We start from the raw sequence: 23,187 nt of genomic DNA, 5'->3' as shown, positions 1-23,187 counted from the left end.
CTAGCTCACCTTGAACACCGGCACCGGCCGGGCCTTGCCCTTCACCTGCTTGGCCGGCAGGGCCTCGCACTGGAACTCGCCCCGCAGGGCCTCCCGGGTGAACTCGGAGATCAGCACCTCCCCCCCGGAGGCCAGGTCGCAGAGGCGGGAGGCCAGGTTCACCGAGTCACCGATGGCCGTGTACTCCAACCGCCGGCTGGAGCCCATGTTCCCGACGACGCACTCCCCGGTGTTGATCCCGATGCCGACCTCGATGGCCGGCAGCCCCTCGGCGGCCCGCTCCTCGTTGAGGCGGCGCACCCGCTCGATCATCCCCAGGGCGGCGCGCACGGCGCGTGAGGCGTCGTCCTCACCGGCCACGGGCACGCCCCAGAGGGCCATCACCGCGTCGCCGATGAACTTGTCCAGGATGCCGTGGTGCTGGAAGACCGCGTCCACCATCTCCTCGAAGTAGGCGTTCAGCATTCCGACGACGGCTTCGGGCTCGCTATTCTCCGAGAGGTTGGTGAAGCCGCGGATGTCCGAGAAGAGGATGGTGGCCCGCATCAGGCTGCCACCCTTCTCGAGGTCCAGCTCGCCAGCCTGCGCCTTCTGCACCAGCGCCGGAGAGAGGAAGCGCTCCAGCCGGGAGCGGGTGGTCTCCTCGTTCTTGATCTTGTCGATGAGCTCGGCGTTGAGCAGCGAGACCGCGGCCTGGCCGGCCAGGGCCGAGAGGATGTCGAGGTCCTTGGCGGTGAAGGACGAGATCTGGCGGGAGTCGAGGTAGATGATGGCCCGGATCGTCCCGTGGACGACCAGGGGCACCGCCAGCACCGAGCGCACGCCGCGGGTCACCATCGAGGCCGCCGCCTTGAAGCGCTGGTCGGTGATCGCGTCGGTGGAGAGGACCCCCTCGCCCCGCTCGGCGACCCCCTCCAGCAGGGTGCGGGAGACCTGGATCTCCTCCCCCTCGGTGCGGGAGCGGGCCCGCACCACCCGGTAGCCCTCGGCGTCGGGCACCAGCAGCACGCCGTTCTCGGCGGGGAGGATCTCGAAGGCCAGCTCGAGGATCCGCTCGTAGAGGTCGGAGGGATCGATGACCAGCCCCGTCTCCTGGTGGAAGCGGTAGGCCACCCGCAGGCGCTCGTAGTCCTTGCGCAGCGCCTCGAGATCCGTGACCTGCGATGCGGGCAGGAACGAGGCCGCCTCGGTGACCGCCACCGGCCGGACGCTCGCCAGCACCTGGGTCACGGAGGGGGCCTGCACCACCTTGGGGCCGGCCGGGACCGGCGCGATCCCGGCCCGGAAGACCAGCTTGGAGGTGCCCAGGCGGACCTCGTCGCCGTCCTTGAGCTTGAGGCTCTCGATGCGCCGGCCGTTCACGAAGGTGCCGTTGGAGGAGCCCAGATCCCGCAGGAAGTGGCCCTCCGGGGTCCGCTCGACCACGGCGTGGCGCTTGGAGACCTCCCGGTCGGCGACCACCACCCCGTTCTCGTAGTGCCGCCCGAGGGAGAGGCGCGCCCCGATGGGGAACTCGGCGGTCAGGCCGTCCGGAGAATGCAGGACGAGGTGTGGGTCCGCCCTCACTCCCAGGTCCAGGGTCTCGCCACAGGCCGGACACGTCTCGGGGAGAGAGGGCCCCACGATGGGCGTCCGGCACGAGGGGCAAGAAGCGTGCATGATAGAGCCTGGAAAAACGCCGTTCCCGGCCCCGGAACGCTACCACGCGCCCGATCCCCCCTCAAGGCGACTCTGCCGCCCAAAATCGCCCTCCGGCGGGACCGACGTCCCGGAGGCGGCGTGGTAGGGTGCCTCGCCCATGCGACTCAAGACCCGACCCGAGGATTTCATCGTCCGGGAGGCCTACCACTTCGAGAAGGCCGCCCGGGGCGCGCACTACGTCTACCTGATGGACAAGCAGAAGCTCTCGACCCTCGAGGCCATCCACCGGGTGGCCGAGGCGAACGATCTTCCTCCGCACGCCATCTCCTTCTGCGGACTGAAGGACAAGCAGGGCCGCACCGAGCAGATCATCGCCGTGGACGGCAAGGCGGTCGAGCACCAGGAGCCGAACCTGCGGCTGAAGTTCCTGGGTCGGACCAAGGAGCCCCTCTCGGCGGCCAACCTGCGGGCCAACCGCTTCGTCGTCACCGTCCGCGACCTGACCCTCGACGAGGCCGAGCGCATCCCTGCCTCGGTGGTGGAGGTCCGCCGCTCGGGGGTGATCAACTACTTCGACTCCCAGCGCTTCGGCTCGGTGAAGCACGGGCAGGGCTACGTGGTGCGGGACCTCCTGCAGGGGCGCAGTGAGGATGCCCTGCGCCAGCTCATCGCCCGCCCCAGCCGCCTCGACAAGAGCGAGGACGCCCGGGTGAAGGCCTTCTGGGCCCGCCACTGGGGCGAGTGGAAGCGCCGCTGCTCCCTGCCCGCCGCCCGCACCTACGAGCCGATCATCCGCAGCCTGCGCGAGAACCCCCGCGACTTCCTCAAGGCCTTCGGGGCGATGGAGACGCGGCGGCGCACCCTGCTGCTCTTCGAGTTCCAGAGCCTGCTCTGGAACGAGACCGCGCGCATCTTCCTGGAGGAGGCCTACGCCCGCGAGCGCCTCCTCGCCCTGCGCTACCAGGCCGGCATCCAGCGCTTCCCCCGGCCCGATCCCGAGGAGCGGGCCGAGGTCGACACCGGGCCCTCCCTGGCCCAGCTGCGCAAGATCCAGCTGCCGCTGCTGGGACCGGACACCGAGCTGACCGATCCGCGGATCGCCGCGGCCGTGAACAAGGTGCTCAAGAAGCAGCGCCTGAAGCTCTCCGACCTGAAGCTGCCGGCGGCGGCCCGGATGGTCTTCAAGGACGAGCCGCGGGCGCTGGTGGTGAAGCCCACCCGCCTCTCGGTGGTGAACCCCCGCCCGGACGAGCTGAACCCGGGTCGGGTGAAGATCTCCCTGGCCTTCACCCTCCCCTCCGGTGCCTACGCGACCCTCGTGGTCCGCCGGGTGATGTGGTTCGCCGACAGCGAGGTCCGCGACTGGGGCGGCCCCCTCCCCGAGGCGCACGGCGACTTCCTCTCCGAGGAGCTGCGCCGCGAGGTCCACTCCCGCTTCTCCCGCGCGCAGGGCCGGCGCCGCAACCGCCGCCCGCGGGCCTTCAAGGGCATCGCCGTGGAGGAGACCCGCGAGGAGCGGGCGACCCGGGCTCCTACGCCCCGGCGCGGCCCGGCGAAGGGGCGCGGCCCGGCGCCTCGCAGCGCTGAAGGATCCAGGAAGCCAGCCGCTCCCAGAGGGGGCGGGCGCGGGGGTCGGTGAGCACCTCCATGTGACCGGGATCGAAGGGCAGCCCGCTCGCCCTCCCCTCCAGCCAGACCTCGGCGCCCTCCTTCCCGATCCGGGCGGCCCAGGCCCGTCCGCCGGCCTCGTGGGCCATCAGGCGGTCTCCGCGGCCGAAGACGCAGAGGGCCGGCGCCTCGATGGCCCGGGCCGCCTGCAGGTAGTCCTCGCCCGGGGCGCTGCCCCAGCGGTCCTCCCACCAGAAGCGCGCGAGGTCGTTCACGTAGGGGGCCGCCTCGTCGATGGGCCCCATCTTGAGCCGCCGGCTCGGGAAGTGATCCAGGGCCACGCCCACGGCGTCGAAGACGGCCATCTGGGCGTGGCGCTCGAGGCGCCGCAGGGGGTGCCGATCCAGGGAGGGCAGCCAGATGTTGGTCGAGAGGAGGACGAAGCCCGCCGGGGCCAGCGAGGGATCGCGGGTGACCGCGGCGATGGCGAGGTGGCCGCCCAGCGAGTGGCCCACGACGAAGAGGGGCAGGCCGGGCGCCGCCTCCCGGGCCGCGGCGAAGAGCGCCGGCAGGTCCTGGTGAGCGAAGCCCTCGTAGCTCCAGCGGCCGCCCCGCTCCACCGGGGGACCGGACCCGCCCCGGCCCCGCAGATCCGCCACCAGGGGCAGGAGGCCCCGGGCCCCCAGGGTGGCGGCCAGCCCCTCACCCCGGCGCTCGAAGGTACGCCCGTCCACCATCATGGCGTGGAGGCAGAGCACGGCGGCCCGGGCCTCGCCCGCCGCGGCGTGGCGGCGAAGCTGGAGCGTCCAGCCGTCCTCGGTGACGCAGTGCAGCAGCTCGGGTGCGGGAGAGTCCATCCTCGGGCCGGCAGCCTGCGGTATAAGACCCACCATGGCAACCAAGTTCCGGATCGAGCACACCTGGCCCGTCAAGCGCGAGGTCGTCCTGGCCCACCTCTTCGACGACGAGCTCCACGACCGCTGCAACGTCGCCCTCTCCTCCGCCGACCGCTCGCGCGTGTCGGTCGAGCACAAGGAGGGCGGGGAGGTGCTGCAGCGCTTCCACGTGAAGGTGCGCGACCTGCCGCCCGGCGCGACCAAGGTCCTCAAGCCCGAGGTCTTCGAGTGGGACGAGGAGAGCCGCTGGGATCCGAAGGGCGAGACGATCCACTGGCGGGTGCTCACCCAGGTGATGAGCAACAAGATCGACTGCGCGGGCGAGCTCTTCTACGTCGCCGCCGGTGACCAGACCCGGCGGGTCGTCGAGGGCCGGATCGAGATCAAGATCCCCCTCGCCGGCAAGGTCGCCGAGAAGGTGATCGTCGGGCAGCTCGAGAAGACCTACGCGGAGCTCTCGACCGCGGAGTCGAAGTACTTCTCCGAGCAGGCGGGCTGATCCGACAGGCGGCTATCAGCTTTCAGCTGTCAGCTCTCAGTCTGGCCGTGCCCGGGCGACGCTCTCCGGGCATCCGCGCGTGTCAGCACACCCGATCGGTCCACGCGGACCCATACCGCCTGAGCTGATAGCTGACAGCAGATAGCTACGGCCTCGCAGCTCGCGTGGGTACGGTCATCCTCTCTACCGAAGACCTCCCGCCGGAGCAGGGAGGTCCCTTCACCCGAGCTTCTTGTCGAGGAACTCGACGATCTTCCCCTCGATGACGCCCTTCATCGGCCGGAACATGAGGCCCAGCTTGATGCTGATCTCGATGGCCTCCTCGGTCACCCAGAGGTAGCCCTCGGCGCCGGTGCGCTTGAAGCGCAGGTGCTCGCCGTCCCAGTGGTAGCCCACCTGAAGGCGGTCCTTCAGGTTCTCGGCGATCTCCTCGGCGGCGCGCCGCGCCTCGGCCTGACCCATCGTGTGGTTGCGCTTGACCTTGATGTCCGACACGCGTGCTCCCTTTCGCTGGCCCCCGAAGAGGGGGTCGAGTGAGCCGGAAATCTACCCGCCGAGTCCGGCGAGATCCAGCGCCAGCCGGATCTCGGGCGCCGACTGGCCGGGGAGCCAGACCGCGATCCCCCGCAGGGAGAGGCACTTGCAGGGCGCCTCGTAGGTCAGCCCCACCACGTGCTGGGGCAGGCGGGCCGTCTCGCGCTCCCCCAGGTCGAGGCGCAGCGCGTAGGAGGTCTGCAGCCCCGGGAAGACGCTGAAGCCGAGGGAGAGGGAGAGCTCGTCGATCCGCTGGGGCAGGATGCCCGGCCCGGTGGCGCCGCCGTCGAAGAGCTCGGAGAGGCCCGCCCTCAGCCAGGCGCTCGCCCAGGGCTCGAGGCGCACGTAGGAGAGGCCCAGGCGGCTCGCGAAGGGGCCCCGCGCCGAGAGGCTCGCCTGGGCGAAGGAGAGCTCGCGGCGGGGCCAGGCGTAGGCCGCCCGGGCCAGCATCCGCAGGGGGCCGCGCTGCAGGCGCAGGCGGGCGTCGGCCTCGGAAGGGGCCCCGGCCCGGAAGTCCCAGCCCTGCCGGCCGGAGAGCTCGACCCGGGTGCCGCGGCTCGTGAAGCGGCTGGAGAGCGCGGCGACCGCCTGGGCGACCCCCTCGTCGTGCAGCGCCATGCTCCAGGCGTCGATGGCCGAGCCCTCACCCTGCTGGAGCGCCGGCGGAGCCCAGAGGGCCTCGAGCGAGGGCACGATGCGGTGGCGCAGCGTCGGCTCGCGCACCTCGAGGGCGCTCTGCACCTCGGCCCGCAGGAGCGGCCAGGCGCGCAGGGCCGGGGCCTCCCCGCTCCAGGGCTGCCAGAGGTCGGTGTGCAGCTCGGTGGCCACGCCGCCGGTGAGGACCTGCCCGAGGTGGAAGGCCCGCTCGGCCCGGGCCCGGCCGTGGAGGTGCAGGTGGGGAGAGAAGGCCTCGACCTCCGGGGCCTCGGAGAGGCCGGTGGGCCGCAACCAGGTGTAGCTGTTGAGCGAGGCGCCCCCCAGCACGCCGAGGAGGAGGGGCCGGGGCAGGTGGACCCAGTGCACCTCCGGCAGGGCCTGGAGGGTGCCGGGCACCCCACCCTCGGCGCTGCCGAAGAGGGGTCGGGCCAGGGCGGTCGCGTCGGTGCCGAAGAGGGGCGAGGAGAGGTCCTGGAGGTAGCGCGCCCCCACCTCCAGCGAGCTGGCGACGTCCTCGCGGCCCAGGAGGTGGTAGACGCGGGCGCTGGAGCGCAGGTAGCCCACCTGCCGCTCCTCGAGGCGCAGCCCCAGATCGGAGATCAGGGCCGCGTCGCTCGCGAGCTGGACGTTGGCGGCGAAGCCCGCGCGGGCCGCCCGCGCCGCGTCCCCGAAGTGGGTGTCGTGTCGCCAGCCCAGGCGCCAGCGCTGACCCCGGATGCCCTCGCCCTGCCCCACCGTCCCGGTGGTCATCAGGTCGTGGAGGTAGTCGACCCGCAGGTGGCCAGAGGTGTGGCGGCGCGGCGCGTAGCGCAGCTCGACCCCGAGGGCGGGGCCGGCGGGGCCGGGCCGCACCCGCTCCCCGCGGCGGCCGAGCACCTGCTCCGGAGCGCGCCCGAAGCGGTAGACCCCCTCGAGGGTGAGATCCCAGGAGCGGCCGAGGGCCAGGTAGAGGGGCTGGGTGATGCGGTAGCCCCCCCGGCCGGAATAGCCGAGCTTGGGGATGAGCAGGCCGCTGCGCCGTGAGCCCAGGGGCAGGTAGAAGGCGGGCAGCCAGAGCACCGGCACGCCGGCGAGCTTCATCACCGGAGAAAGAAGGAAGGCGCCGCGATCGAGATCGATGCGGGCCCGGGCGGCCGAGAGGCTCCAGGCGGGCACGCCCTCCTGGCAGCCGCAGGCGGTGACCTCCAGGCGGCGGGCCAGCACCACGCCCCCGGGGATCCGCCGGATGTAGGCCGCGTCCAGGCGCAGGGTCCGGCCGCTGGAGATCTGGTGGTTGAGGTGGGCGTCGGAGGCCTCCAGGTTGTCGCCCCGCAGGGAGACCCGCAGGGTGCGCGCCTCCAGCTCGCCCCAGGGCGCCGAGAGGTGAGCCCCGAGGCTCGCCGCCAGGAGCCCGAGCTCGAGGTCGAAGTAGAGCCGCGGCGTCTTCAGGTCGAGGCCGCGGGCCCGCAGGTGCACCTCGCCCTCGGCCAGGCCGGTGTCCGATCCGCGATCCCAGCGGATGCGCGCGGCCTCCAGGCAGACATCCTCGGGACCGCAAGCCGGCGGCAGCGCGCCCGAGGCCGCCGGCGTCAGGAGCGACGCCGCCACCAGGAGGGCGGCCAGGGCTGCGGTCGAGCGGTTCATACCTCTCCTAGAGGAGGTATCCCGAACCCCACCGCCCGCGCCAGTGGCCCGCGCCCTTCAGGGGGCGCCGAGGATCCCCGCCACCAGCCGGGCGGCCAGGGCGAGCAGCACCACGCCGAAGACGCGCTCGACCCAGACGGCCCGGCGGCGCAGGACCTCCAACCAGCGGGGGTCGGAGAAGAGCCAGGCGACGATCAGATACCAGGAGGTGTCGATGACGAGCGCCGTCGCCGCGTAGCCGAGGCGGGCCAGCCCGGTGGTCTCGGCGCCCACGACCTGGCTGAAGAGGGCCAGGAAGAAGACCGCGACCTTCGGGTTGAGGAAGGCGATCAGGAAGCCGTCCCGCGCCGCGCTCCGGGTGGTCGGCGCGTCGGGCAGCGCCTCCCCCGGGGCCACCCGGGCCCGCAGCCCCTTCACCCCCAGCCAGGCCAGGTAGGCCGCGCCGCCCCCCTGCAAGAGCGCGAAGGCCACCGGGGAGGCGGTGATCAGGGCGGCCAGCCCCAGGAGGCTCAGCAGGGCGTAGAGCCCGACCCCGAGGCCATGGGCCAGGGCGGTGATCACACCGTTTCGCCGCCCGCCGCCGAGGGTCTGCTTGAGCACGAGCGCCAGCGAGGGGCCGGGGGACATGGCCCCCAGCACGCAGATCGTCACGACCGTGAGCCAGGTGGTGAGGGTCATGGGGTCGAGCTCGGCGACGCGTCTTGCCTCGCGGGGCCACCATCCTAGCCCGGACCGCGGGCGACGGGGTCCGCGCTCTCGCGTCGCCACGCCTCTCGACCTGGAGGCCCACGCGAGATAGGCAGCCGGACACCAACCTACGGAGGGATGCCGCCTTGGAGTCTGCCGAGTCTGCCCGACTGAGCTTCATCGATCAGGTCAAGGCCCTGCCCTGGCCCTTCTGGGTCGCGAACATCATGGAGATGATCGAGCGGCTCGCCTACTACGGGGTGCGGGTCGTCATCCCCATCTACATCGCGCAGGCGGACGAGCCGGGCGGCCTCCACTTCTCCCAGGCCGACAAGGGCATGATCTTCATGGCCTGGGCGCTGATCCAGTCCCTCCTGCCGGTCTTCACCGGCGGCTTCGCGGATCGCTACGGCTACAAGAAGCAGATCGTCATCGCCATCGCGCTCAAGGCCGTCGGTTACGTGGGCATGGCGACCCAGCGCGAGTTCTGGCCCTTCTTCTTCAGCTGCATGCTGCTCGCGGCCGGCACCGCGGTCTTCAAGCCACCGGTGCAGGGCACCTTCGTGAAGACCCTCGACGAGCGCAACTCCGGCGTGGGCTGGGGCTTCTTCTACATGGTGGTGAACATCGGCGGCTTCCTCGGGCCGCCCCTGGCTCACTTCCTCTACGGCTACTCGTGGGCCATGGTCTTCTACGGCTGCGCCGTGCTCGTCAGCCTCAACCTGCTCTGGCTCTTCACCTACGAGAGCCCGGCGTCCGGGGCGGACACCTCGACCAGCGTGCTCGACGTCGCCTGGCTGACCCTGAAGAACATCTTCCAGTGGAAGCTGCTGCTCTTCATCGGGATCATGTCCTTCTTCTGGGCGGGCTTCACCCAGCTCTTCGACATGATGCCCAACTTCATCGTCGACTGGGTGGACAGCTCCGCCATCGCCGGCAGCCTCCCCGAGTTCATGCGCGCCGCCGACACCTCCCGGGGTCCGCAGATCGCCCAGGAGTGGATGATCAACCTGAACCCCTTCCTGATCGTCATCTTCGTCGTGCCGATCTCCTGGCTGGTGAACAACCTGATGCGGCGGCTGACCTCCATCGCGGTCGGGATGCTGGTGGCGGGCCTCGGCGTCGCGCTGGCCGGCGCCACGCCCCTGTGGAGCTTCTGCCTGCTGGGCATCGCCCTCTTCTCCCTGGGCGAGATGCTCTCGAGCCCGAAGATGAGCGAGTACCTCGGCGTCATCGCGCCGGAGGACAAGAAGGCCCTCTACATGGGCTACTCCAACATCCCCTTCGCCATCGGCTGGACCTACGGCGCCTTCGCGGGCGGCGACCTCTACGGCCGCCTGGGCGAGAAGGCGACCCTGGCGATGCGCTACCTCGGCGAGGAGCTGCAGGTGGTCGGAGAGATCCCCCGCAACGAGGCCTTCTCGATGCTGCTGGAGAAGACGGGGTGGAGCGCCGCCGAGGCGACCACGAAGCTCTGGGAGCTCTACTCCCCCGGCCAGGTCTGGACGCCCTTCGCCATCGGCATCGGCGTCGCGGTGGTGATGCTGGTCGTCTACAACCGCTTCGCCAGCCGCTGGGAAGGGGCGAACGCCTGATCGATCGACACGCCTCCTGATCTCCCTCCGGGCTCCCCGGAGGGAGGATGGCGCCCCCACGTGATAGGCTGCTGGTGGATCGCGGTTCCACGATGCACCTACTTCGGGGGAGGGGCAGCGGGTGGCGAAGGGCTGGAGTCGGGCTGGGGAGGGTGTCCCCCGCTGGAGCGTGCTGGTGGCGGCGCACCTGGCGATCGCGAGCTAGGGGGGTGCTCGTCACCACCGGCTCTGCCAGCCCGGGCGCGGGGCCTTCGCTCCTCGGCGCCCTCCCCGGGGAGGCGCTGGCCGGCTAGAAGCGGATCAGGGCCGGGACGTCGCCCTCCGGCCCCCCTCTCACTTGCCGCCAGAGAGGGTAGCGCAGGCCCCTGCGTGCCGCGTGCGGGGGAACGACGAACGCCCTCCCGGGGGGGAGGGCGCTCGGGTACGGCCGCAGGTTGAGCGGGGGGCCTACTGGCCCGGGCGCCGGAAGTCGATGCGGATCTCGTTGTCGGTCCGCGTGGCCTCGTAGGGCACGTTCTGCTTCAGGCGGATGCGCACCCGGATGTGGGTGCCGGCGCCCTCGATCTCCTCGGGGTCGATCATCGCCACGGCGGTGTCGAAGAAGCGCGTGTCGAGGTGGTTCAGATCGTTGAGGGTCGAGGCGCGGGTGTTCTCGATCTCGAGCCAGATCTCGTCGCCCTGCTGGGTGACGGTGTAGCGGGCGGGCTCGTTGGTGCGCACGTAGACGCGCGACACGTCCGGGCGCTGCTGGAAGCCGACGTAGGACATCACCTTCGGGCGGTTGTCGACGCGGGCGCCCGGGGCGTCCCCGCCGGCCTCCTCGCCGGTCTCGTACTGGGCCCAGGCCACCTGTCGGCCCGCGGGCACGGCCGCGCGGGCGTCGGCGGCGAGGCGCCCCTCGGCGCGCAGCTTGGCCAGCTGGGTCTCGAGCTCGGCGCGGGCCGCCGCCTCGCGGCGGGCGAGGGCCTCGGCCTCCTCGCGGGCGCGCAGCTGCTCGGCGGCGCTGCGCTCGGCGGTCGCGCGCATCTGGTCGAGCTGCGCCTGGAGGGAGTCGACCCGCTGGTGGGCGTCCTTCAGGGTGCGGTCGGTCTCGTCGAGGCGCTGGCGGGCGGCCTCGGCGCGGGCCAGGGCGATGTCCCGCTCGTGCACGGCGGTGTCGAGATCCGAGCGGACCTCGTTGCGGGTGGAGGCCAGCGCGGCCTCGGCGTCGCGGGCCTTGGCCTCGGCGTCGCGGGCCTTCGCCTCGGCGTCGGCGGCCTTGCTGCGCAGGGCGCCCAGATCGTTCATCGCGGCGGCGAGGTCGGCGTCACGGCGGGCCAGCTCGGCCTGCGCGGCCTTCACGGCCCGGGCCTCCTCGGCGGCGCGCGCCTCGGTGCTGGCGGCGGCCTGCTTGGCCTCGTTCAGGGCGACGGAGGAGCGGGCAGCCTGCTCTCTCCACTGCTCGGCCTCCTGCTGGAGCTGGTCCACCCGGGCGGCGGCCTCGGCGAGGCGGGTCTCGGCGGCGCGGGCGCGGCGGGCGGCCTCCACGGCGTCCTCGGTGGACTTGCGGGCGAGCTGACGGCCCAGGCTCTGGCCCTCGAGCCGGACGAAGAGTTCACTGCCCTGGGTGTCGATCGTGTAGGGCACGTCGTCGCCGGTCTCGAGCACCACCCGGGTGAAGGAGACGCCGCGCGCCTCGTACATGAGGGTGCGCACCGAGCGGAGCACCTCCGTATGGAGGGGAAGCTCGGCGGGTGGCCCGGCCAGGACGGCGTCGCCCAGATCGATGACGACCCGCGCCGGGGCCTCGAGGCGATACTGGGTGAAGCTCGGCGCGCGGCTCCCGACGATCTTGAGGAACGCGCCCCGGGCATCCTGCCCGCTGTCGATCCGGGTGATGACGTTGCGGGTGTCGGCGCTGGCACCGGTCTGGAAGAGTCCGGCGATTGCGATGGCAGCGAGGGTCCTGGCGAGCTTCATGAGATGGCTCCAGTTCTGACTTGGCATCACGCCGATGCTACCTGCCGTCCTCTGGGGGAGCAAATTCTCGACCCACCCTTCTGGAGACCCGAAGGGCGCGTCTTTGCAGGGCTTTGTCCCGGCGGTCCCCGGCTTGACCCCGGTGGGGGCTTCCCCCGACCCTGGAGCCGAAGATGCTCGCCACCCCCGACGACCCCCTCGCCCTCCTCGTCCTGGCCCTGGTCGGGGTCGTGGCCGGCGTGATCAACACCCTGGCCGGCGGTGGATCGCTGCTCACCCTCCCCGCCCTGGTCTTCCTGGGCCTGCCCGCCGGGGTGGCGAACGGCACCAACCGGATCTCGGTGCTGGTGCAGAGCCTCAGCGCCACCGCCACCTTCGCCCGGGAGGGCGAGCGCCCCTTCCGGCAGGCCGGCCGCCTGGCGCTGCCCACCCTCGCCGGGGCCCTGGCGGGCGCCTACCTGGCCACCCGCTGGCCGGGCGACGCCTTCCGCCCCGTCCTCGGCGGGGTGCTGGTGGTGATGGGCCTGCTCACGGCCCTGCGCCCCCGCCTCCTCGAGGGGCGGGAGCAGGTCGCGACCACCGGGCCGCTGCACCTCCTCGGCCTCTTCCTCGTCGGAGCCTACGGGGGCTTCGCCCAGGCGGGCGTCGGCTTCCTCCTCCTCTTCCTCCTGGTGGGCGGCCTCGGCCACGCGCTCGCCCGGGCCAACGCCCTCAAGGTGGTCCTGGTGGCGCTCTTCACCGGGCTCTCCCTGCTGGTCTTCGGCCTCTCGGCGCAGGTGGCCTGGCTGCCCGGCGTGGCCCTCGCGGTCGGGGCCGGCCTCGGCGGGATCGCCGGCGCCCGGCTGGCGATGAAGGTGCAGGCGCGCTGGCTGCGCTACCCGGTGGCGCTCTTCGCCCTGGCCAGCGGGATCAGCCTGCTCCTTCGCTGACGCCCGGCAGGGAGACCGCCGCCTCCCCGGCGCTGCGCCGCCGGCTCCACGCCCACCACCCGGCGCCGATGGCCAGGGAGGCGAGGATGCCCCAGGCCGCCGAGACCGCCGGGTTCGACACCCCGGCGAGCTTCAGCACGAAGTGGGTGGCCACGCCGAGGACGCCGAGGCCCCCGGCGAGGGCGGCGGGCACCCTCCCCTGCACCAGGATCCCCAGGAGCATCGGCGCCGCGGAGGCCGCCACCAGGCCGTAGACCCCCTGCTGGGCGAAGAGGCCGAGGAGCTCGGGGGGATCCCAGGCCAGGGCCAGGCTGACCAGGCCGACGGCCACCAGCACGCCGCGGGAGGCCTGGAGGCCGAAGCGCATCCGGCGCTCCTCGTCGAGCCTGGGCAGCGAGGGCAGCACCAGGTCGTTCACCACCACCGTGGAGATCGAGACGAGGATCCCGTCGAGGGTGCTCATCCCGGCGGCCAGGAGGGTGACCAGCACGAAGCTGACGACCAGGGGCGGATAGGTGGCGCCGATCCACTCGATCACGACCTTGTCCTGGGCGCTGACCGCCATCCCGGAGAAGCGCGCCCAGAAGCCGACGAAGAGCATCCCGCTGAAGGCGACGCTGGAGAGGATGGTCACCGCGAGGAAGCGGCGCAGGTCCTCCTTGCGCTTCAGGTAGAGGATCTTGGTGATGATGTGCGGCTGGAGCATCAGCGCCGCGGTGACGACGAAGGCCGCGATGAAGACGCCGAAGGTCGAGTGGTAGAGGGTCGACTCGGGGTTCAGCCAGGCCGAGTAGCTCTCACCCACCGCCGAGAGGCGCGCACCGAAGTCGGCGCCGTACTCGAGCAGGCCGGTGCCGAAGACCATCAGGGCGATGATCAGCATCAGCCCGCCCTGGAAGGCGTTGGTGTAGGCGTGCGCGTAGGTGCCGCCCATCAGCACGTAGGAGAAGACGAAGGCCAGCACGCAGACCAGGGCGACGTGGTAGCCGATCCCGAAGAGCGCGCCGATGATCAGCGCGCTGCCCGAGAGGATGAGCACGATGAAGGTGATGTAGAGGAGGGTCAGCAGCGCGAAGGCGCGGCCGATCCAGGCGCTCTCGTAGCGGCGCTCCAGCCAGTTGGGGAGGGTCACGGCGCTGACCTTCGCGCCGACCCGGTGGAAGCCCTTCGTCATCACCAGCAGGGCGCAGGTCAGGCCGGCGCCCGCCGCCAGGCCGTAGTGGGCCCAGGCGGCCAGGCCGTCGGCCCAGACGAAGCCCGGGTTGATCACGAAGGTGGCGGTGGAGGCGATCGAGGAGGACATGGTGATGCCCACCAGCACCGGGCCCATGTCTCCCTTGCCGATGGCGAAGGACTTGAGGTCCTTCGTCTTGCGCATGCCGATCACCGAGAGGACGATGGTGATGGCGGCGTAGAGCCCCACCAGGCCGATGGCGAAGGCGGCGGCGCTCATGACGCGAGCTCCTCCGAGTGCCGGTCGAAGAGCTCGGTGGTGTGGGCGACCAGCTCCCGCCGGACCCGGCCACCGACCACGATGCCGATGTGGCCGCCCTGCAGGGTGACGGCCTTCTTGTCCTCGCTGCTGAAGCGCTCGTGACCGACGAGGGCCGAGGAGAGCGGGACGATGTGATCCTCGCTGGCCGCGATCGTGAGCACCGGCACCCGCACCGCCTCGAGGCGCACGGCCTTGCCGCCCAGGACCAGGCCGCCCTCGAGGAGCGCGTTCTCGCGGTAGAGCTGGGTGATCAGGTCGACGAAGAAGGCCTTGGGCAGCGGCACGTTGTCGTTGACCCAGGTCTCCAGGGCGCGGAAGAAGTCGAGGAAGCGCTCGCTGCCCAGGTTCTGGTAGAGGCGCAGCAGCTTCGCCGGCTGCCCCAGGGGGCGCAGGGTCATGAAGGAGGGCTGGGTGATCCAGTTGGGCACGTGGCCGAAGAGCTCGGCGAAGGACTCGGCGTCGAAGAAGGGCGCCCGGGACCAGGCCGAGAGCAGGCCGTCGTCCTCGAAGCCGAGCGGCGCGGTGAGGAGGACCAGCGAGGCGAGGTGGCTGTCGTCCACCGCCGCGAGCATGGCGCCCATGGTCCCCCCCAGGCACTGGGCGAAGAGGTGGAGCTTCTCGGCGCCGGCGTCGGCGCAGGCGGCCTCGGCGAAGGTGCGCAGGCGCTCGTACACGTAGGTGTCGAAGCCCGCGGCCTCCTCGGCCTCGCCGGGGGCGCCCCAATCGATCAGGTAGACGGCGTAGCCCGCGTCGAGCAGGTCCTGCACCACGCTGTTCCCGTCGACCAGATCCAGGATGTAGGGGCGGTTGATCACCGAGGGGGTGATCAGCACCGGCTCCCGGAACCGGCGCGCCACCCGCGGCTCGTAGCGAAGGAGGCGCGAGCCGCCGAGGCCGGCGACCACCGAGAAGGGGCTGGGGGCCACCGGGGCCGGCTCGCCGGCGAGGTTGGCGCGGGTGAGGGCGACGGCGCCGTTGAAGCGGGCCATGGCGTTGGGCACCGCGTCGAAGACGCCGAGCTTGCGGGCGAGGGAGACGGGATCGGTGAGCTCGGAGAGGGTCATCATGACTGCTCCTTCTTGGCGGCGGCGGACTGGGTGCCGGCGACGGTGGCGCCACGCCAGAGGCGGGAGGGCTTGCCGTCGCGCAGGGCGAGGGCGGTCCGGCAGTAGAGCATCCAGCCCAGGCCCATGGGGGTGAGGAGGAGGCGGCTCTTGAAGAGCCTCTCGGCGGCGCGGTTGGCCGGACCCTCGATGAAGCCGATGGCGCGGTCGAGGGCCTGCTCGGGGAGGGAGGTGGTTCGATCGTTGCTCATAGCGAGAGCCTCCGCAGCTCGACGATGGTCGTCAGCTCGTCGGGGTAGGGTTCGGAGAGGGGAAGGAGGGGGCCGGTCGCCCGGGCGACCTCGCCCAGGCACTCGTGCATCCAGACGTGGGAGATCTGCCGGACCTCGCCGGCCAGCAGGGTGCGCTCGAGGCGCAGGGTCACCCGCAGGGTGTTCTCGAGGATCAGGTCGGGGAGGATCACCCTCCCCTGCCCCGTCACCTCGACCTCGTAGGCGTCGTCGAAGGTGCCGGGCAGCCCGAGCAGCGTGGCGTTGCTCGCCCGCACGGTCTCGGTCCAGGCGCCGCCGAGCGCCATCGGCAGGGGCGTGAGGGTGACCGGCGCCTGGTAGACCGCCAGGGTGCGGCCCTCGGGCGGGCTCTCCTGCGCCGAGGCGAAGCCGTGGAGGTGCAGGCCGCCCTCGTCGGCGTGGACGGCGCCGAGGGTGTCGCCCCGGGTGTCGAGGGGCACCACCAGGTCGGCGCCGGGGAAGTCGCCGGCGAACCACTGCCCCGCGAGGGCCGAGAGGCCGAGGCGGGCGACGGGCTCGCTCTCGGGATCCGGGCGGGAGAGATCCCAGACGGTGACGCCCTCCTCGAGCCGGCCGGCGGTGTCGAAGTCGATGGCGCTCTCCCGCACCCGGTAGCGGGCCTTGAGGTCCGGCACGAAGGCGAGCTCCCCGGCCTCGAGGACGCCGTCGTTGTCCGGGGTGCAGGCGGCGACGCGCACCGCGGGATCGAGAGAGGGATCGTCCGCGACCGGCGCCGGCTCACAGCCGAGGGCGGCGATCGACGCGACGCCGAGGAGGGCGAGGAGCCTCGCTTCAGAGCGCATAGCTGAACCTCAGGAGGAAGACCTGGGCGAAGGGCGGGGCCGGCTCGCCCCGGGTGCCCAGCCCGCCGAGCGCGGCCAGGCCACCCCAGGAGAGGCGGGCGGCGAAGTGATCGAAGGTGAGCTCGGCGCCGAGGTCGAGCTCGAGCCCCAGGGGGGCGACCCCACCGGGGTTGGAGGCGGCGGAGAGGCCGTGGCTGTAGACGAGGTTGGCCTCGAGCTCCACGGCGCTGCCGGGGCGGAAGCGCAGGCGGGTGCGCCCGTAGGCGGCCTCGCTCACCCCGCCCAGGAGCGTGCGCCAGAGCACCAGGTCGACGGCGTAGGCCGGGTGGAAGCGGAAGGCGTCCATCCGGGTGTCGCGGCTGCCGTCGAGCTGGGAGCCGGAGACGTCGCCCGGGCGGCCGCCCCCGAAGGCGGTGGGCGAGGCCAGGGGGAAGCCCGGCGCCGGATCGGCGCTGGCGAGGCCCACCTCGGCGACGAGATCGAAGCGCCCCTCGGGCGGCTCCCAGGCCACCTGCAGCACGGCGCCGAAGGGGTTGCCCTGCACCGGCTGGCGCAGGGTCACGCCGGGCCAGGGCGAGGCGTTGTCGATGCGGAAGTGGGTGGCGACGGCCTCCAGCTCCAGGCGCAGCGCGCCGAAGGTGGCGCGCACCCAGAGGTCGGCCACGAAGGTGCGGGCGCCGCGCTCGACGGTCAGCTCCGGCGGGATCGAGGTGGGCGCCTCGAGGGTCTGGTAGTACGCCGGGAGGTCCCGGGCTTGCCACGTGTGGGAGAGCGCGAGCCCGTAGTTCAGGAGAGGGCGCCCCTTCTGGCGGTAGAGGTCGGTCTCCCAGGGGGCGTGGAAGCGCACCGCGGCGAGGGAGACCGACTGCACCCGGGTGGAGGGCAGGCCCGCGGCCGGCGCCACACCTGCGGCGGAGACCTGCGGGCCGCTGGCGCCCAGATCGTAGCCCGCGGCGAGGAAGTGCCCGAAGAGGGGAAGGACGAAGGCGACGCGATCGGAGCGGTCGCCGCCGTCGTCGTCGAGATCGTCCCCGGCGTTCGCGGCGATGCCCAGGCCGAAGTGGGAGGGCATCCGCCCGGCCGCGAGGATGCCCACCGGCAGGATCACCTCGCCGTAGGCCGAGCGCAGCTCGATCCCCACCGCCGGCTCCTGGAAGGCGGTCGCCGCCACCAGGCCGGTCCGGTCGCCGAAGGGCGTGCCGGTGGGGCGGGCGCCGAGGGCGAGGTCGACGAGATCCAGCTCGAGGACCAGGCGCCCGAAGCCCCCGAGGAAGAAGCTCGGCCGCAGGCGGGCCCGCAGGTCCGCGCCCGCCGTGTGATCGAGGGCGCCCTCCCCCGCCGGCCAGAGCGAGGTGGCGGGCCCCGCGGGCCGGTCGAGATCCAGATCGAGGAAGCTCGCCGCCCGCAGCCGCAGGTGGCCCTCGAGGGCCACCGTCTGCCCGGGCTCGCGCTCGCGCCAGGCCTCGGAGGGATCGCCGAAGCCCACCCGCGCGGAGGCCGGCAGCGCCGCGGCGAGGGAGAGGGCGGCCGCGAAGGCGCGCAGGGAGCGGCTGCGCCTCACGGCTCCACCTCCCCCAGCAATTCCCGGGCGACGCGCACCACCGAGGCGGGCTGCTCGAAGAGGGGCAGGTGCCCGCAGTCCTCGATCACGTCGAGGGGCACGGAGAGGCGCCCGGCGAGCCGGCGGCCCTGGGCGAGGGGCAGCGCCCGGTCGTCCCGGCCCCAGACGACCCGCACCGGCACCTTCAGGGCGCCGTAGCGCTCCTCGGCCTCGGTGTAGCGCATGCCGCGCACGGTCTCGAGGGCCGCGTAGGTCGAGCCGGGGCGGGCCATCATCGCCCTCATCTCGTCGAGGGCCTCGAGGGTGACGAAGCGATCGCGGTCGTGGAAGGCCAGCAGGCTCTTCTCGCCGGGCACCTGCTTGTAGAAGGCGCCGAAGATCAGCTCGCCGAGGCCGGCGACCTGCGCCCAGCGGAAGGACTCGGGGATCTGCTCCTCGAGGGCGAAGGTGGAGACCAGCAGCAGCCCCTCCACCCGCTCGGGGGCGTCGAGGGCGAGGCGCAGCGCGACCCCACCCCCGTAGGAGTGCCCGGCCACCACCACCCGCTCGAGTCCGAGGGCGTCCATCAGGGCCAGCGCGTCCCGGGCGTGGGCCTCGGGGCCGTACTCGCCCTCGGGCCGCTCGCTGAAGCCGAAGCCCCGCTGATCGAAGGCGACGACCCGCCGCTCCGCGGCGAGGGCCTCCTGCACCGGCGCCCAGGCCTCCAGGCGCGAGCCGTAGCCGTGGAGCAGCAGCACCGGCACCCGGCCGCTCTCCCGCGGCCCCAGGTCCCGCACCCGCAGCCAGGCGCCCCCCACCTTCACCATGTCCTCGCGCGGGGCCGAGGTGCCGTGCGGCCCCGGCCGCACGCAGCCGCTGGCCGCGACGAGGAGCAGGAGGACGAGGGCGCGCTTGCTCACAGGCTGAACCTCCGCAGCTCGGCCGCCTGAGTGAAGAGCAGCTCCGTCTCGTCCTCGACGCTCGCCACCTGCGCCGCGACGCCCAGGCAGGGGGTCACGAAGGTGTAGCGGACGTAGCGGTAGGTGAGGCTGAAGGGCCAGACCAGGATCGGCAACTCGACCTCCAGCACCGTCCGCAGGCGCAGCGCCTCGAAGCGGCCGGCGGGCGTGTCGACCACCCCGGCGGCCTCGACCTCGAGCGCCCAGGTGTCGGTGCTCTGGAAGTAGAGGCCCTCGAAGGTGCCCAGGGTCGAGGTCGTCTGGCTCCAGCTCGCGCCGAGCTCGAGGGGATAGCGGATCACGTCGATCGGGGGTTCGTACTGGATCGAGGTCTCGTCGGGCAGCGCGCTCGCCACGCCGTGCAGACGCAGGGCGTCGCCGGTGCGCTCGTAGACCCCGTAGTTCCCCGCGTCGCCCTCCAGGGGGAGGACCAGGACCGTGCCGGTGAAGGGGCCCGGGAAGTCGTGCTCGAACCAGTGACCGGCGAGCGCGGAGGCGCCGATCGTCACGGCGTGGTCCCCGGGGTAGGCGCCGGAGAGGTCCCAGACGGTCGTGCCCGCCTCGTCGGCGCCGACGAGATCCACGGGGAAGGGATCGGCCGGGTCGGCCTCGAGGTACTTCACCGGGAGGTCGAGGACCACCGGGGCCTCCTCGGCGCTGATCCGGCCGTCGGCGACGATGGTGCAGCTGCCGCCGCCGTCGGTCCCACCGTCGGTCCCACCGTCGCTGCCCCCATCGCTGCCGCCGTCGGTGCCGCCGTCCTCGAGGCCCCCGTCGCCGCCGCCATCGAGGCCGGCGTCGGTGGAGGCGTCGCTCGCGCCGCCGTCCGGATCGCCCGGAAGCATGCAGCGGCCGGCCTCGCAGACCTCGTCCGCGGAGCACTGATCGTCCGCGTCACAGGCCTGCTCGGGCCCGGGGCCGCAGGCCATCGCGGCCACCGCCAGGAGCGGGAGGGCGAGCCGGGCGAGGAAGCGAGGGCTCATGCGACCCCCAGCACGTGCTTCATGATCTTCCCGGAGGGGTTGCGCGGCAGCGCCTCGACCACCACGTACTCCTTGGGGACCTTGTAGGTGGCCAGGCGCTCCTTGAGCCAGGTGCGCAGCTCGGCGCCCTCGACCGCGCTCTCCTCGCTGCGGGCCTCGAGGTAGGCCCGGCCGACCTCGCCCCAGCGTGGGTCGGGGATGCCGACCACCGCGCAGGCCCGCACCGCCGGGTGCGAGGAGAGGACCTTCTCCACCTCGGCCGGATAGACGTTCTCGCCCCCGGAGATGAACATGTCCTTGGCGCGATCGACGATGGTGTACCAGCCCTCTGCGTCCCGCTCGACGACGTCGCCGGTGAGGAAGTAGCCCTCCTCGGTGAAGCAGGCGCGGTTGGCGTCGGGGCGGCGCCAGTAGCCCAGGAAGACGCAGGGGCCGGCCAGGGCCAGCTCGCCGCGGCCGGCGCCCTCGACGAGGCCCCCCTCGCCCAGCACCCGGGCGAGGATCTGGAGGTTCGGGCGCCCGGCGCTGCCGGCCCGGCGCACCGCCTCGGCCTCCGGGAGGTTCAGGCAGTTGGGGCCCACCTCGGTGAGGCCGTAGCCCTGCTTGAAGACGATGCCGCGCGCGTTGTAGCGCTCGATCAGGGCCGGCGGGCAGGGCGCCCCGCCGCAGAGGGCCACCCGGACCGTGTCGAGCTCGAGCGCGGTGAAGCTCTCCGTCTCGGCCATCATCTCGAAGGTGGTGGGCACCCCGAAGAGGAGGGTGCAGCGCTCCTCGGCCGAGAGGCGCAGCACCTGATCGGCGTCGAAGCCGTCGGTGAGCACGATCGAGCCGCCCTTGCAGAGCAGGGGCGTGGTCAGGACGTGGAGCGCGCCCGTGTGGAAGAGGGGGGTGTAGGTCACCGTGCGGTCGGCGCTCGTCAGGTCGAGGGCGACCATCGTGTTGAGCGCGTTGTAGGCGACCTGCCGGTGGGGGATCAGGGCGCCCTTGGGGTGCCCGGTGGTCCCCGAGGTGTAGAGGATCATCCAGGGGTCGTCGGCGTCGATCGCCACCTGGGCCGGCGCCGGACCGGCCGGGCCCTCCTTCCAGTCGAGGGAGAGGGAGCTCACCCCTCGAGGGCCGCAGAGCCGCCCGGCGAGGTGGGCGTGCTCCTCGTCGAAGAAGAGCGCCCGCGGCTCGCAGTCATCGAGGAGGAACTCGAGCTCGGGCTGCGCCAGCCGCCAGTTCAGCGGCACGAAGATCGCCCCGAGGCGCGCGGTGGCGAACATCAGCAGGAGGGTCTCGAGGCGATTGTGAGCGAGCACGGCCACCCGCTCGCCGCGCTCCACGCCGAGATCGACGAGGAGGCGGGCCGCCTCGTCGGTGGCCCGGGCCAGGTCGAGGTAGGAGAGGCGCCGCCCGCTGGAGACCTCGAAGATCGCCTCACGCTCGCCGAAGAGCTCGGCCAGGGTTCCGGTCCAGTCACCTCGGAAGATCATGCTGGCCTCCCTCTCGGGTGCAGAGCGACGTTGTTGCTGCGCACAATCAGGGCCTCTCCGGCCAGTCGACGATCTTTGCCGCTCATCTCGGGGCGCAGACAGACCAAACCGGACCCGACCTGTCAACCCTTTTTGTTGCACAGCAAAAGTCTTGACGCATTTGCACAAATTGCCGAGGATGCCGCTGCCATGGAAGCCCCCAGCCCCCGCGTCCTGAAGAAGTACGGAAACCGCCGCCTCTACGACACCGAGGCCTCGCGCTACGTGACCCTCGCCGAGGTGGAGCAGCTGATCCAGGCGGGGAGCGACATCGAGGTGGTCGACGCCAAGACCGGCGAGGACCTCACCCGGGCGGTGCTCGCCCAGATCATCAGCGAGCGGCAGAGCAGCCGGGAGGTGCTCCCGGTGGCCTTCCTCACCCGCGTGATCCGCACCGGCGCCTCCCCCGAGGCCCGGGAGAAGCTGGGCGAACAGCTCCTCGGGGTGGTCCGGGGCTTCTCCGAGCTCCAGCGCAACCTGGCCGCCGAGGTCCAGAAGGCCGCCGCCGAGACCATGCGGATGAACCCCTTCGCGGCACCCTTCGGCTACCCTCCTGCCCCGCCCCGGCCCCAGGATCAGGCCGCGGTGCCCTCCCCCGCCGAGGTGAAGGAGGGCGCCGAGACCCGGGCCGAGCTCGCCGAGCTGCGGGCCGAGCTTAAGGCCACTCAGGCGGTGCTGCGGGAGCTGATCCACGGGCGCAAGGACGCGGAGTGAGGGTGGCGGCGCTCGGATATTTTTGTGCACTGCAAAAATATCCCTTGACGCGACGCACAAGATCGCTAGGTTGGTTGCCGAGCGCAGGACGCTCCAGACGAACCCAACCATCAGGAGGCCCACCATGGCCCAGAAGAAGACCCTGACCCCCCCCTCCCTCGAGACCTTCGACATCGCCGCCATCGGCCAGCTCTGGACCGAGAGCGCCACCCGCATGGTGGACGAGTTCGAAAAGGCCGGCCAGGCCACCCTCACCCAGATCGAGAAGCTCGGTGAGGAGAGCCGCAAGGTGGCCGACACCCAGCTGAAGACCGCCCGCCGGCTCTTCGACACCTCGATCGAGACCGCCCGCCGGGTGACCGACGCCTTCCAGGCCTGATGAATCGGACCTGCCTTTCGCGGCGCGGCCAGGCTCCGACCCCCCGTCGGACCGGGCCGCGCCGTTTCACTTCGAGCAACGTGAGGAGACGACGAAGATGCGTGGACTGAAGGACAAGCGAGTGGTGGTGACCGGCGCCGGCCGGGGGATCGGACGGGCGACGGCCGAGCGCTTCCTCGAGGAGGGCGCCGTGGTGGCCGCGGTGGATCTGGAGGCCCCGGCCCTCGAGCACCCCCGGGTGACGAACCTGGCGGCGGACGTCACCTCCGACGCGGGCCTGGCGGCGATCGACGCCTGGTGCGCTGAGGGGGGCGTGGACGTGCTGGTGAACAACGCCGGCATCACCCGGGACGGCACCGCCCTGAAGATGAGCGACGCGGCCTGGGATCAGGTCCTGGCCGTGAACCTCACGGCCGTCTTCCGCCTCGCCCGCCAGGCCGCCGGCCGGATGCGCGAGCAGGGCCGCGGCGGGGTGATCCTCAACGCGGCGAGCGTGGTCGCCCACACCGGCAACTTCGGTCAGGCGAACTACGTCGCGACCAAGGCCGGGGTCATCGGGCTGACCAAGACCCTGGCCCGGGAGCTGGGCCGCAAGGGCATCCGGGTCAACGCCGTGGCGCCGGGTTTCGTGAAGACCCCGATGACCGACGTCGTCCCGGAGGAGGTCCTGGGCCAGATGGCCGCCCGGACCCCCCTGGGCGAGCTGGGCGAGCCCGCCGACATCGCCGCGGCCTACGCCTTCCTGGCCAGCGACGACGCCCGCTACATCACCGCGACCTGCCTGGACGTGGATGGCGGCCTCGTGGTCTAGGAGGACC

Annotated in this window: 21 protein-coding genes; 7 read left to right on the top strand and 14 right to left on the bottom strand. The window is 72.4% G+C overall.

The window, feature by feature from the left end; all coding sequences use genetic code 11:
* On the bottom strand, window positions 1-1,566 hold the full coding sequence (locus tag P1V51_03655; GenBank protein ID MDF1562110.1) for an adenylate/guanylate cyclase domain-containing protein: 1,566 nt from the start codon (window positions 1,564-1,566) through the stop codon (window positions 1-3).
* Between the two features lie 232 nt (window positions 1,567-1,798).
* On the opposite strand from P1V51_03655, the gene truD reads away from it, so the two are divergent.
* Complete coding sequence (truD, locus tag P1V51_03650) at window positions 1,799-3,280, top strand: tRNA pseudouridine(13) synthase TruD (protein ID MDF1562109.1); 1,482 nt, start codon at window positions 1,799-1,801, stop codon at window positions 3,278-3,280.
* On the opposite strand, the gene P1V51_03645 is transcribed toward truD, so the two are convergent.
* Complete coding sequence (locus tag P1V51_03645) at window positions 3,174-4,106, bottom strand: alpha/beta fold hydrolase (protein MDF1562108.1); 933 nt, start codon at window positions 4,104-4,106, stop codon at window positions 3,174-3,176. The two genes, truD and P1V51_03645, sit on opposite strands and share 107 nt — an antisense overlap.
* 34 nt (window positions 4,107-4,140) lie before the next feature.
* Between P1V51_03645 and P1V51_03640 the strand changes: the two genes are divergently transcribed.
* Window positions 4,141-4,644, top strand: coding sequence for a DUF2505 family protein (locus P1V51_03640; GenBank protein ID MDF1562107.1), 504 nt, complete (start codon window positions 4,141-4,143; stop codon window positions 4,642-4,644).
* 219 nt (window positions 4,645-4,863) lie between these two features.
* Here P1V51_03640 and P1V51_03635 read toward each other — a convergent pair whose 3' ends face one another.
* Genes P1V51_03635 through P1V51_03625 form a run of 3 tightly spaced genes read right to left on the bottom strand, consistent with a single transcriptional unit; the run spans window position 4,864 to window position 8,136 of the window.
* Window positions 4,864-5,139 carry a polyhydroxyalkanoic acid system family protein gene (locus P1V51_03635; protein ID MDF1562106.1) on the bottom strand — a complete coding sequence of 92 codons (276 nt, stop codon included), beginning with the start codon at window positions 5,137-5,139 and terminating at the stop codon, window positions 4,864-4,866.
* A gap of 51 nt (window positions 5,140-5,190) precedes the next feature.
* Window positions 5,191-7,458 (bottom strand): hypothetical protein, encoded by a 2,268-nt coding sequence (locus P1V51_03630; protein MDF1562105.1) that lies wholly within the window; start codon window positions 7,456-7,458, stop codon window positions 5,191-5,193.
* 57 nt (window positions 7,459-7,515) lie between these two features.
* Window positions 7,516-8,136: a LysE family transporter gene (locus P1V51_03625; protein MDF1562104.1), complete on the bottom strand. Its 621-nt coding sequence runs from the start codon at window positions 8,134-8,136 to the stop codon at window positions 7,516-7,518.
* A gap of 155 nt (window positions 8,137-8,291) precedes the next feature.
* On the opposite strand from P1V51_03625, the gene P1V51_03620 reads away from it, so the two are divergent.
* Entirely contained in the window at window positions 8,292-9,740 is a 1,449-nt protein-coding gene (locus P1V51_03620; protein MDF1562103.1) for an MFS transporter, read from the top strand.
* Window positions 9,741-10,187: 447 nt separating this feature from the next.
* On the opposite strand, the gene P1V51_03615 is transcribed toward P1V51_03620, so the two are convergent.
* Window positions 10,188-11,699, bottom strand: a complete 1,512-nt coding sequence (locus P1V51_03615; GenBank protein MDF1562102.1) for an AMIN domain-containing protein — start codon at window positions 11,697-11,699, stop codon at window positions 10,188-10,190.
* 173 nt (window positions 11,700-11,872) lie between these two features.
* On the opposite strand from P1V51_03615, the gene P1V51_03610 reads away from it, so the two are divergent.
* A complete protein-coding gene (locus tag P1V51_03610) occupies window positions 11,873-12,628 on the top strand; it encodes a sulfite exporter TauE/SafE family protein (protein ID MDF1562101.1) in 756 nt (251 codons plus the stop codon).
* Here P1V51_03610 and P1V51_03605 read toward each other — a convergent pair.
* Genes P1V51_03605 through P1V51_03570 form a run of 8 tightly spaced genes read right to left on the bottom strand, consistent with a single transcriptional unit; the run spans window position 12,609 to window position 21,237 of the window.
* The gene (locus P1V51_03605; GenBank protein ID MDF1562100.1) at window positions 12,609-14,081 is read right to left on the bottom strand and encodes a sodium:solute symporter family protein; all 1,473 of its coding nucleotides are present in this window, start codon (window positions 14,079-14,081) and stop codon (window positions 12,609-12,611) included. The two genes, P1V51_03610 and P1V51_03605, sit on opposite strands and share 20 nt — an antisense overlap.
* Entirely contained in the window at window positions 14,078-15,190 is a 1,113-nt protein-coding gene (locus tag P1V51_03600; GenBank protein ID MDF1562099.1) for an alpha/beta fold hydrolase, read from the bottom strand. The genes P1V51_03605 and P1V51_03600 overlap by 4 nt, the downstream gene beginning before the upstream one ends.
* Window positions 15,187-15,438, bottom strand: a complete 252-nt coding sequence (locus tag P1V51_03595) for a hypothetical protein (protein ID MDF1562098.1) — start codon at window positions 15,436-15,438, stop codon at window positions 15,187-15,189. The genes P1V51_03600 and P1V51_03595 overlap by 4 nt, the downstream gene beginning before the upstream one ends.
* Window positions 15,435-16,280: a hypothetical protein gene (locus tag P1V51_03590; GenBank protein MDF1562097.1), complete on the bottom strand. Its 846-nt coding sequence runs from the start codon at window positions 16,278-16,280 to the stop codon at window positions 15,435-15,437. The genes P1V51_03595 and P1V51_03590 overlap by 4 nt, the downstream gene beginning before the upstream one ends.
* On the bottom strand, window positions 16,270-17,841 hold the full coding sequence (locus P1V51_03585) for a hypothetical protein (GenBank protein MDF1562096.1): 1,572 nt from the start codon (window positions 17,839-17,841) through the stop codon (window positions 16,270-16,272). The genes P1V51_03590 and P1V51_03585 overlap by 11 nt, the downstream gene beginning before the upstream one ends.
* Window positions 17,838-18,740 carry an alpha/beta fold hydrolase gene (locus P1V51_03580; protein ID MDF1562095.1) on the bottom strand — a complete coding sequence of 301 codons (903 nt, stop codon included), beginning with the start codon at window positions 18,738-18,740 and terminating at the stop codon, window positions 17,838-17,840. The genes P1V51_03585 and P1V51_03580 overlap by 4 nt, the downstream gene beginning before the upstream one ends.
* Entirely contained in the window at window positions 18,737-19,762 is a 1,026-nt protein-coding gene (locus tag P1V51_03575; protein MDF1562094.1) for a hypothetical protein, read from the bottom strand. Before P1V51_03575 ends, P1V51_03580 begins: the two co-directional genes overlap by 4 nt.
* Window positions 19,759-21,237 carry an AMP-binding protein gene (locus tag P1V51_03570; GenBank protein ID MDF1562093.1) on the bottom strand — a complete coding sequence of 493 codons (1,479 nt, stop codon included), beginning with the start codon at window positions 21,235-21,237 and terminating at the stop codon, window positions 19,759-19,761. The genes P1V51_03575 and P1V51_03570 overlap by 4 nt, the downstream gene beginning before the upstream one ends.
* A 189-nt stretch (window positions 21,238-21,426) precedes the next feature.
* Between P1V51_03570 and P1V51_03565 the strand changes: the two genes are divergently transcribed.
* From P1V51_03565 to P1V51_03555, 3 genes are all read left to right on the top strand, one after another.
* Window positions 21,427-21,990, top strand: coding sequence for a polyhydroxyalkanoate synthesis regulator DNA-binding domain-containing protein (locus tag P1V51_03565; GenBank protein ID MDF1562092.1), 564 nt, complete (start codon window positions 21,427-21,429; stop codon window positions 21,988-21,990).
* Between the two features lie 124 nt (window positions 21,991-22,114).
* A complete protein-coding gene (locus tag P1V51_03560; protein ID MDF1562091.1) occupies window positions 22,115-22,369 on the top strand; it encodes a hypothetical protein in 255 nt (84 codons plus the stop codon).
* A gap of 97 nt (window positions 22,370-22,466) precedes the next feature.
* Window positions 22,467-23,180 (top strand): SDR family oxidoreductase, encoded by a 714-nt coding sequence (locus P1V51_03555; GenBank protein MDF1562090.1) that lies wholly within the window; start codon window positions 22,467-22,469, stop codon window positions 23,178-23,180.
* Window positions 23,181-23,187 lie beyond the last annotated feature (7 nt).

The sequence above is a fragment of the Deltaproteobacteria bacterium genome (assembly GCA_029210625.1).
GTDB lineage: Bacteria > Myxococcota > Myxococcia > SLRQ01 > SLRQ01 > JARGFU01.
This window is presented reverse-complemented; position numbering and strand designations above follow the sequence as displayed.